Source organism: Alicyclobacillus fodiniaquatilis (assembly GCF_042678105.1).
GTDB lineage: Bacteria > Bacillota > Bacilli > Alicyclobacillales > Alicyclobacillaceae > Alicyclobacillus > Alicyclobacillus fodiniaquatilis.
Genome location: NZ_JBHUCX010000099.1, coordinates 68,489 through 81,001, shown reverse-complemented (window position 1 = coordinate 81,001; position 12,513 = coordinate 68,489). Strand labels below are relative to the sequence as shown.

The 12,513-nt window shown below is 52.0% G+C and carries 12 protein-coding genes, 1 other RNA gene and 1 other annotated feature; of the genes, 2 read left to right on the top strand and 11 right to left on the bottom strand.

All coding sequences use genetic code 11. The features are described from left to right. Positions 1-81: 81 nt before the first annotated feature. The 4 genes from ruvX to ACFSB2_RS24095 form a co-directional block, all read right to left on the bottom strand. Positions 82-495 carry a Holliday junction resolvase RuvX gene (ruvX, locus tag ACFSB2_RS24110; RefSeq protein ID WP_377945663.1) on the bottom strand — a complete coding sequence of 138 codons (414 nt, stop codon included), beginning with the start codon at positions 493-495 and terminating at the stop codon, positions 82-84. Further along, positions 476-754 (bottom strand): IreB family regulatory phosphoprotein, encoded by a 279-nt coding sequence (locus ACFSB2_RS24105; RefSeq protein WP_377945661.1) that lies wholly within the window; start codon positions 752-754, stop codon positions 476-478. The genes ruvX and ACFSB2_RS24105 overlap by 20 nt, the downstream gene beginning before the upstream one ends. 60 nt (positions 755-814) lie before the next feature. Further along, positions 815-3,457 carry an alanine--tRNA ligase gene (alaS, locus tag ACFSB2_RS24100; protein ID WP_377945660.1) on the bottom strand — a complete coding sequence of 881 codons (2,643 nt, stop codon included), beginning with the start codon at positions 3,455-3,457 and terminating at the stop codon, positions 815-817. A gap of 56 nt (positions 3,458-3,513) precedes the next feature. Beyond that, positions 3,514-3,725, bottom strand: a binding site (T-box leader). A 46-nt stretch (positions 3,726-3,771) separates the two neighbouring features. After that, the gene (locus ACFSB2_RS24095; protein WP_377945659.1) at positions 3,772-4,836 is read right to left on the bottom strand and encodes an AI-2E family transporter; all 1,065 of its coding nucleotides are present in this window, start codon (positions 4,834-4,836) and stop codon (positions 3,772-3,774) included. Between the two features lie 191 nt (positions 4,837-5,027). Between ACFSB2_RS24095 and crcB (ACFSB2_RS24090) the strand changes: the two genes are divergently transcribed. Further along, complete coding sequence (crcB, locus tag ACFSB2_RS24090) at positions 5,028-5,417, top strand: fluoride efflux transporter CrcB (RefSeq protein ID WP_377945658.1); 390 nt, start codon at positions 5,028-5,030, stop codon at positions 5,415-5,417. Between the two features lie 14 nt (positions 5,418-5,431). Beyond that, positions 5,432-5,803 carry a fluoride efflux transporter CrcB gene (crcB, locus tag ACFSB2_RS24085; RefSeq protein WP_377945657.1) on the top strand — a complete coding sequence of 124 codons (372 nt, stop codon included), beginning with the start codon at positions 5,432-5,434 and terminating at the stop codon, positions 5,801-5,803. A 106-nt stretch (positions 5,804-5,909) separates the two neighbouring features. Here the strand turns inward: crcB (ACFSB2_RS24085) and ACFSB2_RS24080 are convergent, their stop codons facing one another. From ACFSB2_RS24080 to ssrS, 7 genes are all read right to left on the bottom strand, one after another. Then, a complete protein-coding gene (locus tag ACFSB2_RS24080) occupies positions 5,910-6,104 on the bottom strand; it encodes a hypothetical protein (protein ID WP_377945656.1) in 195 nt (64 codons plus the stop codon). A gap of 272 nt (positions 6,105-6,376) precedes the next feature. Further along, entirely contained in the window at positions 6,377-7,516 is a 1,140-nt protein-coding gene (locus tag ACFSB2_RS24075; protein ID WP_377945654.1) for a cysteine desulfurase family protein, read from the bottom strand. Positions 7,517-7,559: 43 nt separating this feature from the next. Next, complete coding sequence (cymR, locus tag ACFSB2_RS24070; protein WP_377945653.1) at positions 7,560-7,970, bottom strand: cysteine metabolism transcriptional regulator CymR; 411 nt, start codon at positions 7,968-7,970, stop codon at positions 7,560-7,562. A gap of 454 nt (positions 7,971-8,424) precedes the next feature. Further along, a complete protein-coding gene (locus ACFSB2_RS24065) occupies positions 8,425-9,753 on the bottom strand; it encodes a S1C family serine protease (RefSeq protein ID WP_377945651.1) in 1,329 nt (442 codons plus the stop codon). A 301-nt stretch (positions 9,754-10,054) separates the two neighbouring features. Then, positions 10,055-11,047: a Gfo/Idh/MocA family protein gene (locus ACFSB2_RS24060; RefSeq protein ID WP_377945650.1), complete on the bottom strand. Its 993-nt coding sequence runs from the start codon at positions 11,045-11,047 to the stop codon at positions 10,055-10,057. Positions 11,048-11,117: 70 nt separating this feature from the next. After that, positions 11,118-11,987, bottom strand: a complete 870-nt coding sequence (locus tag ACFSB2_RS24055) for a sugar phosphate isomerase/epimerase family protein (RefSeq protein ID WP_377945649.1) — start codon at positions 11,985-11,987, stop codon at positions 11,118-11,120. Between the two features lie 264 nt (positions 11,988-12,251). Then, a non-coding RNA gene (gene ssrS, locus ACFSB2_RS24050) (6S RNA) lies at positions 12,252-12,436 on the bottom strand. Positions 12,437-12,513: the final 77 nt, after the last annotated feature.

The following is a 12,513-nucleotide window of genomic DNA, read 5'->3' as shown; positions in this document are numbered from 1 at the left end:
ACGCCCTTGTTTCCCGTTCAGACACCGCACCCCCTCTTGATATCACACGTACAACATAAAGCAATCGCACCGAAGGTGACTTCAGTGCGATTGTGCATCCAGATAGGTTTGCAGAAGAATCGTCGCAGCGACCGCATCGATAACCTGCTTGCGCTTTTTGCGCTTCATGTCGGCCTCAATGAGGACACGCTCTGCACTGACTGTGGTCAGACGCTCGTCAAATAGCCGAATGGGCAAATCGACATGTCGCTTCAGCAGTTGCGCAAACTTCTCGACCTGCTTCGCGCGCATGCCCACTTCCCCGCTCAATAGACGCGGATGACCAAGTACAATCTCTTCTACTTCGCGATCACGACAAATGACAGCGATATCCGCAGCGACTTGGCCATCCGACTGCCGCTCAATGACTTGTAACGCCTGCGCCAAAAAGCCAGTCGGATCACTCAATGCCAGTCCGACGCGGCGCTGGCCAAAATCAATCGCCAGCGTTCGCATCGCCGTGTAAATCCGCGTACGCGCGCACCAACTCTTCAATCAAGTCGTCACGTTCGATGCGCCGAATCGTATTGCGCGCATCCAAATGACTGGTGATGTACGCCGGATCTCCCGAAATCAGATAACCAGCAAGCTGATAAATCGGATTGTAGCCTTTTTCTTTAAGCGCGCGATATGCCACTTGAAATGCATGGCGCGCTTCAGTGTTTTCTGATTTTGTTGCAAACCGCATGGTCTGATCAAACTCGCGGCCGGTCAAAGTCCGCCACCTCACTTGTGCGCCTACCGACGCGTTAGTCCCATCATCCGTTATTTCTGCTTAAAGAGCCGTTTTTCCTGCGCAGTTCGCGACAATCTCCGCAACTTTTTCGATGGCCGCCTGCAATTGGCTCGGATCTTTCGCCCCCGCCTGCGCCATATCAGGCCGACCACCACCGCCGCCGCCCGCTACTTGCGCCACGGCTTTGACGATTTGGCCAGCGTGAAATCCTTGCGATTGGAGATCTTTTGATACGGCAGCCACAAATTGCACTTTATCATTGTGCACTGATCCCAGGACAACAATGTATGTCTGCTTGTCTTTGCGCAATTCGTCAGCCAATTGCCGCAAGCCGTCCATGTCGATGTCGGTCAATGCCGCGCGCGTCACCGGCACACCCGCCAGTTGTTCTTCACTGTTTTTCAGTTCATCGACGCGTGTGTGATTCAGCCGCGCTTTCGCCGACTCCAACTCGCGCTCCAACTGACGCACTTCATCCAATGTGCGATTCAACCGGTCGATCACGCTGGTCTCATTGGTCTTCAGCAGCGTCGCAGCGGTGCGTATGGTCTCCTGTCTCGTCTGCACTACGTCGTACGCGTGTTGGCCGGTAACCGCCTCAATCCGCCGGATCCCTGAGCCAATGCCCGTCTCCGACAAAATCAGGAATTGACCAATCAACCCTGTCCGGGCCACGTGACAACCGCCGCACAGTTCGACACTGTAATCCCCAGCCTGCACGACGCGCACGCGCTGACCGTACTTTTCGCCAAACAGCGCCATGGCGCCCATCGCCTTGGCCGCGTCGATGTCCATCTCTTCAATGCGCACCGTGTAATCTTGCCAGATGGCGTGATTGACCTTCGCTTCCACTGCACGGAGTTCTTCGTCCGTCAATGGACCAAAGTGCGAAAAGTCAAAGCGCAGCCGTGTGGGCTCAACTAAAGATCCAGCCTGCGCCACATGTGTGCCCAATACTTCGCGCAACGCCTTGTGCAAAAGATGCGTCGCCGTGTGATTTTTGACCGTGTCCCTACGCAGTGTGGTATCCACATGCGCCCGAACTGCTTCATCCTGCACAATCTTGCCGCTGACGACCCGAATGGTGTGCAGATGCTGACCATGGGGCGCTTTCTTCACGTCGATGATCTCAGCCCGGCCAAGTTCCCCGACGATTTCGCCTTTGTCGGCGACCTGTCCGCCGCTTTCGGCGTAAAATGGCGTCACATCGAGCAACAATTGCACCTCTGCGCCCGTGTCGGCCACCTCAATCCACTTGCCGTCCTGCACCAGACCAATGACGCGCGCGTCGACGGTAAACTGGTCATACCCAACGAACGTAGACGCCTCGGTGAACGTCTCCAACACGCCGCGCTGGCTGCTCATCCCTTCGTTTGCCTGCCGCGCCGCGCGTGCGCGTGCGCGCTGGTTCGCGAGTTCCGCATCAAAACCGTCTCTATCCACCGTAAACCCGGATTCCGACGCAATTTCAATCGTCAAATCGATGGGAAAGCCATACGTGTCATACAAGCGGAAAGCGTCCGCCCCGCCAATGACCTGACTACCCTGTTGCTTCAGCCCTTCCATCCAGTCAAACAGAAGTGCTTCCCCTTCGCTCAATGTCTCGTGGAAACGTTCTTCCTCGGTTTTGACGACTCGCTCAATCAAACTCCGCTTTTCGTGCAACTCCGGATAGTCCGCCCCCATGATGTCGTCCACAACGGCGACCAAGCGATACATGAACGGCGCTTCAATGCCCAACCGACGGCCGCTGCGCACCGCACGCCGCAACAGGCGGCGGATGATATAGCTTCTGCCTTCGTTGCCCGGCAAAACGCCGTCACTGATGGCAAACGCCACCGTGCGCAGGTGATCCGCCACAATCTTAAAGTGGATGTCAGCGGCCGGATCGTCCCCGTACGCCCGCCCAGCGATATCCCCTGTCGCCTGGATGATGGGGAAAAACAAGTCTGTCTCAAAATTGTTCGGCACATCTTGCAGAACCGACGCCAGGCGTTCCAAACCACAGCCTGTGTCGATGTTCTTCTTCGGCAAAGGCGTATATTCCCCATTTGCCTCCTTGTTAAATTGCGTGAAAACCAAATTCCAAATTTCCAGATATCGATCACAATCGCATCCTGGTTGACAATCTGCCTGATGGCACCCGAACACTTCGCCTCTATCGTAGAAAATCTCGGAATCAGGGCCGCAAGGGCCAAGGCCGATTTCCCAGAAATTATCCTCTTTCCCGCGATAAATCCGGTTTTCCGGCAAGCCGACCTGCTCGTGCCAAATCTGAAACGCCTCATCGTCATCTTCATAAATCGTCACCGAAAGACGACTCGGATCCATCTCCAAAACATCCGTCAAAAAGGTCCATGCCCAAGTGATGGCCTCTTGTTTAAAGTAATCGCCGAAAGAGAAATTCCCCAGCATTTCAAAAAACGTTTGATGTCGCGCCGTATGGCCCACGTTTTCGATATCGTTGGTGCGAATACACTTCTGCGAACTGACAATCCGCGGATTCTCCGGAATCTCTCGGCCGTCAAAATACGATTTCAGCGGTGTCATGCCCGCGTTGATCCACAACAGAGTGGGATCATCGTGCGGCACCAAGCTCGCGCTCGGGAAAATACTGTGTCCGCGGTCCGCAAAAAACTGCTTGTATGCACGGCGAAGCGCCTGCCCCGACAACTTCTTCATCTCACATGTCCTCCTCAATGACGATGCGCCTCAAGACACAGAAAAGCCCTCATCCCAACAGGGACGAGAGCTTTTCTCGCGGTACCACCCTGGTTACAGTGCATGACAAATGCACTGTCCCTCTCCTCGCGCTAACGGGCGAATCCCGGCATGGGTTTGTACACGCACTTAGAAGTAGCTTCCATCGAACCTTTGGAGAACCTCACAGCCTTGGGCTCCCTCTCTGTGCAAAGGACATCAATGTACTCGGCTTCCGCATCGTTTTTCTTGTGTTTCGATTGTAACGAGGACGACAATCGCTGTCAAATGGCGATTTACGTCTTCTTCCGATACCGCTCCCCGTACAGGTTCATCCACACCACTTTGATGACAGCCAAAAGCGGCACAGCCACAATCAACCCCAGCAATCCGCCCAATTCGCCGCCAATCAACAAAGCGGCCACGATGGCCATCGGATGCAGTTTCAGCGTGCGCCCCATAATCTGCGGCGAGATCAAATTCCCTTCACACTGTTGCACAATCACATTGACAATCAACACTTTGATCACCATGACCGGACTGACCGAGAACGCCAGTAAAACGGCTGGCGCCGCACCGATAAACGGCCCTAGATATGGCACAATATCGGCAATGGCCAGAAAAAGCGCCAACAGCAGCGAATAGGGCATACCGACAATCAAGTACCCCACAAACGCGAGAATACCAATGGCCAACATCACCAAAAACTGACCACGAATATAGCTGCCAAGCGTCCTGTCCACGCTGATCAACAGCGCCCGAACCTGATGCCTTCGCCTGGATGGCGTCAGTTGAATCACGGTGCGGCCAATGGCCTTCGCGTCCTTCAACATGTAAAACACCAGAAAGGGAACGACACACGCGATGAAAATCACATTGACCGCGTTGGTGATAAAAGTGAAGACATTGGAGAAAGAACCAGTCAGTTTCTGCTCTGATTCATTCAAAGCATGCTCCACGCCGAGCCGAACCGCATCAGGCAAATATTGCTTGCGACTGTTGACCATTTCGATCCAATGGTTCACCTGCGCGATCAAATACGGCATATTTTGCGTCAATTGTGTCACTTGCCGTGTGACGATGGGGACGGCGTTTAACACAGCAATCACGATGATCAAGACAAAGGTGAAGTAAATGAGCAGAATGGCTGCGCTTCTCGGCAACCTGCGGCGGACAAGCAACTCGACGACGGGTTGCAATACATAGCTGATAATTAGAGCCGCGATAAACGGATAGATCACCGCGCTTAAGACAGACCAGATATCGTCGAAAAAACCGCGTAATTGACCGATCAAATACACGCAAACGAGCGTCAATAAAACGGACAGCGTCGCCCGGAGATAACGGCTCGACGGCCACATGGCGCACCACCTCCAGGAACCAGGTTGCATAACGAGGACAAACATGCTGATTTCAAAAACATTCACAGTATATGCAGTTGTCCATTGCATCATTTGTCCAAGCCGTATATTTGCGCACAAAACGCAGATTCCCTATACTGAAAATGACATGCTTGTCCCCGAACACCCACCACATGGAGGTGAACGCGTTTATGCCGTATGTAGCCGTTGCCATTGGCGGTTTTTTCGGTGCGATTTTACGTTTCAGCGTCAGTGAGTGGCTGGGCACCTGGAATGGCTTAAACATCGCCACATTGCTCACAAATTGGTGTGGTTGCTTGGTTCTAAGCTGGCTGAACACAGTGACATCCGAACAGTTGCCCATTCACCCCCATGTCCGTCTCGCGCTGGGCACAGGTTTGATTGGCGCTTTCACGACGTTCTCCACATTCACCGTCGACGCGTGGAAACTTTTTCAGAATGGGCAAATCGGTTTATCTTTGGCCTATGTGCTGCTTTCTGTGCTCGGCTCTCTACTGTTCACTTACCTTGGATTTAAAATTGCCACGACGCGTTTCTTTAGCAGACGTGCTGGGGTGTAAGGAGACTTGCGCGCGTGAATTGGCTGTTGATCGGCATTGGTGGCATGATAGGCGCTGTCCTGCGCTATCAGGTGTCGCGCTTTGTGAATCGGCATGTAGACATTGCTTTTCCTTATCCGACGCTGTTTGTCAATTTGACTGGCGCTTTCCTGTTAGGCTGGTTTACGCGGGATTTACATACATACTTCCCAACGCTGGGATCAGCGCCATTCTTGTTGCTTGGGGTAGGGTTATGCGGCGCATATACCACATTTTCGACCTTTTCATACGAAGCGGTGATGATGTTTCGCGAGCATCGTGAATGGACGGCGCTCTTTTACGTGGTGCTCTCCTGTGTCGGCGGCTTTGCCCTGTCGGCGATTGGGCTGTATGGACTGCCGAAATAAACGGCGCAACAAAAAAGGACCGTTCCAAAAAGGTGCAGACGCACGTGGATCAGTCCTGAAATATTCCTCTTCATGAAATCAACACTCGTGCTTTTCACGCGTCAACTTACGCGCCAGTACCATATTCCATTTCGTCTGTCATCGCATCTGTGATGACCAACGAGCCGTCTTCAGCGACATCGTACACGCGAACTTCCTCGCCAGATACGTTGAACTCCTTAAAGCAACTCCAGCAGTAATACTGATTTGCTCCGATTTTTCCGGTATCCCGACTCTTGCAGCTTGGACATCCCATTTTCATTACTCCCTTGCATCATCAATATCTTCGGCGGATGAACCACGCGCCAAGTTCTCATTTGATATGTATCTCTATTACAGCATGCCCGAGATTCCATTTATACAAACCAAATCACAGAAAATAGTGTCAACGCTTCAAAATGAAAATATTTTCGGTTACGAAATACATGTCAAACAAGAACCCTGTTACCATACTACCGTTCCACAAGCGACTTTGCAATGCAGAATATGGATAGAAAATTAAAGTCGCTTACAAAACAACAGGCAATCATTGATTTATACGCGCTTTACAAGTTCATCAACGATGGTGGCAACCACATGGACGGTCTCATCCATCTCAGCAAATGTATTTTGTTCACTCAAGCTAAAGCGAATTGCATTTTGCAACCATGGCACATGTCCACAAGCCTCCAGCACATGACTTGGTTCGAGGCTGCCAGCAGTGCAGGCAGAACCGGCCGACAACGCGATACCTGCCATATCCAAGCGCATCAGCAGCGTGTCATTGCGCACGCCAGGAAACGCTACATTTAAAATGGTCGGCACGCCACCAGGCGGACTGAGGCGGACAATGTCGGGAATGGCCATCGCCAACCCTTGCCACAATCCTTCATGCAACTGCTGTAGTTTGATCTGATGCTCCACGAAATTGTGCTCCAGTTGGGCAACCGCCGCGCCAAAACCGACAATGCCTGCCACATTCTCTGTGCCGCCGCGCCGCCGATGCTCCTGTTGCCCACCGTGTTGAATCGGTTGCCAAGCGATCCGATCTCGAACGTACAACGCCCCAATTCCCTTGGGACCATGAATCTTGTGCGCCGAAAAGGAAGCCAAATCCACCAAAGTATCCGACAGCGGGTGTGGTGTCACAGGCAGTGCTTGCACCATATCCGAATGCACCAACACTTCGGCGTCTGCCTGTTTGACCAGGGCGGCAATGGCCGCAAGTGGTTCAATCGTGCCAAGCTCATTGTTCACGGCCATCACACTGACCAACCCAGTCTCTGGGCGCAGCGCGCGGACGACCTCGTCTGGATCCACATAGCCCCACTTGTCAACCGGCAAACGTGTGACCAGGGCACCTAACGATTCGAGAAAATCGAGCGTATGCAGCACTGCATGGTGCTCAATTTGTGTCGTGACGATATGCCGGCGCGTTTTTCGCCGCGCCAGATACGTTCCGACCAAGGCCATGGCATTGGCTTCGGTGCCGCCGCTCGTAAAGACAAGTTGGCTCGACGGCGCGCACAACCAGGAAGCGATGATGCGGCGAGCGTGATCGACAGCTTGTCGCGCTTGTCGACCTGCTTGGTGTGTGCTCGACGGATTGCCATACACCGAATCCAAGTACGGCGCCATCGCAGCGCGAACTTCCTCACTCATCGGTGTAGTCGCAGCATTGTCCAAATAAATCATTGCACTCGTCACACCCTTCCTGTTGGACATTCTGGAACACAGATCAAATGTAAAACATGTAGTTGTTTTCACTGTTTCCCCGCATTTCCACGAGGTCTTTTAGCGTAATTTCCGTGAGCACATCACTGATGGCGTTGCGCAGTCTGTCCCACAGCACGCCCAGTCCATCTTCAAAATCATCGTCGACAATGGTGATGGGACCTTCCAGTGTGTAAATGATGTCTTTCACCACGATGTCCTGCGCACTGCGCGCCAATACGTAACCACCATACGCACCGCGAATGCTTCGCACAAAACCGGCGTTGCGCAACGGCGCAATCAATTGTTCCAAGTAATGCTCGGATAGATTCTGTCGTTCGGCAATCGATTTTAATGAAATTGGCGTCGAGCCTTCCTGCTGTGCCAAATCCACGAGCAACATCAGACCGTAACGACCTTTTGTGGAGATTTTCAAACCGATCACTCCTCCCATATACTGTGACATTTTAACATACCAGCAGCCCAATGCCAAGTAAAGAAGTCGGAATAAAAGCTGTCTATGCGTAATTAATATTGATGTTTTTGCTGTAGAGTTACAGAACAAATGACTCTGTGGCAAAACAGTTGTATCTCGTAACAAAAAGGGTATCCTGACAATCCACCGATGTGGGACTGCTTCTTGGGCAGAGGAACTGTGGTAGGGCTACTACGGGGCCAACCTGCGGTGCTGTATGATTCAGGACTGGTCCAAATTCGAGGAATTGATGTTACTTCAAATTTTGAACAAGTTCACTACGTGGTACCCATTTCTCTTGTAGAAGGCTACCTTCCTCCGGCACTAAAGAGAATATACACTCTACACTTGTTTCCGAGGCCAAAAAACGGAACCGCTACTGAACAGCGGTCCCGCTGACATATAATTGTATTTTTTAAAATCCTCCGCCAAAGAAACTGAACGGATTGCCTCCGAATGGAGAACCGCTGCCCGACCCGTCCCCTGAACCTGATGAGCTTGAACCTGAACTGGTGCCCGCATTGGCTCCTGTATCGTTTGGCGATTGGAGTGAAGTAAGTTTTACTTTCAGCGTCAGCAATTTGCTACCACGATAGACTTTTAGGGTAACGGTTGAACCAGACTTAGATCCGAAAAGAATTGTTCGCATATCCGCTGAATTCTGGATCTTCTGGCCGTTGATGTCGACAATGACATCACCCCGCTTTAAACCCGCAGCCTTCGCGGCTGATGAATCGACAGCAGCGACATAGACGCCGTAGTTGACTGGCAGGGTCGGACCGCCATACTGCTGTACCATTTGATCGACGTCCTCCGCTGAGATACCAAGCGCTGTGTGCGTCGCGTGGCCTGTTTGGATAATCTCATTCGCAATTTGTGTGACTTCTTCCGAAGGAATTGCAAAACCCATATTTTCGACACCAGTCGCGACGATTTTGCTACAGTTGATGCCAAGCACCTGACCACTCGAATTGAGCAACGGTCCGCCGCTATTACCAGGGTTGATTGGAGCGTCTGTCTGTATCACGGACTGATAATCGTAGATGACGTTGTCATTATTCGGATCTTCAACGGGCATGATGCGTTTTGGACCACTGATAATGCCAGATGTGACCGAGTCCGCAAAATTCAAGCCTTCGGGCGTGCCGATGGCTACCACAGGCTGTCCTGCCTGCAGATTTTTGGAGCTCGCGAATTGCAATGGTTGGATGCCGCTGATGTATTTGTCTTGGACCGAAATGACAGCAAGGTCCGTGTATTCATCGGTACCAACCACTTTGCCAGGCACTTTCTTGCCCGATGACAAGACGAGCTGTACTTTTGTCGAGCCTACAACCACGTGGTTATTGGTGACGAAGTAGCCAACTTGCCCGGTCTTCTGGATCAAAACGCTGGTACCTACGTCTGAAGCCGCAGACGTGGACGAGCCACCGTAGCCACTTGTCTGCTCAGTGTAATTCACGACAGCAGCTATAGACGGTTCCACAGTTTTGACCACATTCGAGATCCAGTCGTTGCTATTTCCGGAAAGATTGGTTGCTGTTGTGGTCACTGGTGGTACGGTCGCAACACTGTTCGTGGAACTGGGGGTGAATCGGCCTGTTAAAGCGAAGACGCCCATGGTCGCGCCGGCACCGACTAGTGCTGAGAGAACCACTGTTGCTATGAATTTGACAGATGCACCGCCCGCGCGATTGTTATGAGGTGCTTGCTGTTTTTCTATATGGGATTTATAAAAGCCCATATTGCTTACCTCCTTATCTTATTTCCCCGCTGCCTAGGGGTTATTTACATTGTGTAGGATACCCCCTTTAGGTCAAAATTAGATTGAAATGAACCTCTTTGTGTACTTAAACCAATTTCCATTCTTCATTTGTCACTGCATGATTGATGTAGGCAAAAGTACGATCCGGCAGCGGCAAAGTCGGCGCAGGTTTAAGGTTAACCATGAGTAGTCAAATTTTGAATAGACACAAATAACCCCCGTCGCAATCAACGGGGGTTATTTGTGTCAAGCCTTCTTAACAAAAGCCTAAGGACAGCAATTAGAATTGCACGGCTTTCCCGGTTTCCGCACTCTGCCAAGCCGCCTCGGTGAGCCGCGCCACGCGGAATCCACATGATGAAGGCGCTGCCGCTTCTTGTACGCGACCCAAGATGAGATCGACAAAGTTTTGGTCTGGGGTGCTCGATGCAGGCAACTCGCTCTCTGGCACCTCGACCAGCGGTTGATGTCTGCCACCTTTGGAAACCATCAAGGAACCGTTTCTGTACAATGCAGTCCCTTTGCTGCCATTGATGGAGACATCTTCCCACCAACCGATGTTTGCGCTGCCAACGACGTTGAACGTACAGATGGTGCCACCTTCAAAACGCACCGTCAATGCGCTGTCGATGTCAACCTGTGTCCCGCGATTGTCTATGTACGCGGAGACTTCCTGCGGTTGGAAACCGGTCATCCACAAAATGACGTCCAGCAAATGGGAACCAGAATCATTCAATTGCCCGCCACAAGACAGTTCGGGATTTTGCCGCCAAGTGCCGCGACAACCTTCCAACCATCCCTGTGCCTGATATGCAGTGATGAAGTAGATATCGCCAAGTTCACCACTCTGAATCAGATTGCGCAGGTACATATATTGTCCCTGCGTATGGCGTTGATAGCCGACTGCAAGGTGCTTTTTCTTCTCCTCTGCAAAAGCAATCAGCTTTTTCGCGTTCTCGCTGCCTGCCACAAACGGCTTCTCCATTAACACATTCAGGCCCGCTTCCAGGCAAGCCATCCCTTGTTCAAAGTGTTGGCTGTGCGGTGTGACAATCACGGCTGCATCCGCCTCGACCTTTTGCAAAGCTTCCTTGTAATCCGCGAAAGCAGGGACATTTGCCAAGCGGTCGGATTTCGCGCGCGCCGCCTCAATCGATGCTTCTGATGGATCTACCAGCGCGACAATTTCCGCATCCTCTACATTCAAGATGTTGTCGATATGAGCGCGGCCCATGCCGCCGACGCCCATCATCAAGAATCGAACCTTCGCCATGATGATTCCTCCCATTTAAAAAACGAGATCATTTTGCGTCACTGCTGACAAAACAACCGATCAATTCAATTCACGCCAACTGTTCAGACAAATGCGCGAACGCCTTGGCAATGCCTTCTTGTTCCTTCTCAAGCGTGCCCCAATAACGAGCATCTTCGAGCTCAATGGAGACGCAGCCTTCGTAATTGATGTTGCTAAGCTCAAAAGCGACGCGACGCCAGTCGACTTCTCCATCGCCCGGAATGCAATAGCGCCATGATCCCTCTGAAAAGCCTGGCGCTTTGTCCAATTGAGCAGACATGTGTCCATACAGATATTGCGACTGAGCCAACAACTGCGTGTCTTTGCCGTGGCAATGGTGAATCCGATCCTTAAACTCGGCAAATACGCGCAAGTAGTCAATGCCCATGCGAACCAAGTGTGACGGATCAAAACAAAGTCCCAAAGCGGGTGATGGCACCGCGGCAAACATCGCCCGCCAGACTTCCGGGGTGCAACCCAAAGTCGGATAGTGTGGACCTGGACCAGGCCAGCCCTCAAACGCGATTTTCACACCAGAGCGCTCGCATTCCTCCGCGATAGCCGGGAACGTCTCGGTGAAATACGTCAAGGACTCGCGGATTGGCTGTGTGTGATCTTCCGGGACGAGGCACATGAAGACCACTTTGCCGCCCAACTCCGCCAGTTGCCGAATCTGTGATTGGATGCGGTCAACTGCCTCTTGCCGACGGCCAGCGTCCTTGCTGAGCAGTTGTCCTGCACCGTTTGCATCCACTGTGCCAATGCGCAAACCGTGTGCTTGGCAAGCCTTTGCAGCTTCATCGCTCAATGATGGTAAATCAAGCGCTGTCAATCCACTGGATTGGGCAAATGCCGCAACTGCCTCAATTCCCTGACTGCCAAGACGCGGTGGAATACGTGTACCGATAGGAATAGACAATTTCTGCGAAACCCCTTTCAATCCCTACAAAATTTGGATGGGGCGATCTATCTGCTGGACAAACCGCTATCTTCATTATATGAGTGTTTTTCTGAGATAGTCTACTCATTTTGCAACGAATCGTCACATAGTTGCTAGTTTTTTAAGTGTTTGCCGTTTTTCGTCTCGTTATCGCTTACATCATTCGCTGTAGATCCTGCCACACCTTCGGCTACACACGACAAAACGCGGTACCCATCAATGAGTACCGCGCATGCTTTCCGGTGACGCCCCGCCATTGCCGTTCAACCCAAGGTTTTGATCCTGCTCTCGCAGGTGGGTGTCCTGCACAACTGATTTCGCAAGTCCCGGCCTTCGGGCTTTTGCTACTTTCACCGTGACCCAGACGCCCGTATCAAACAAAGTGTTGGAACAAAACACTGCGGGCCTTACGAACACCGCAGGGCATCAACTGCTTGCGTTTTATGTTAACACCATTCGAGCGCGCTCGCAAGCTGGCGCACATCCAAAACCGCAGGGCGCGCTA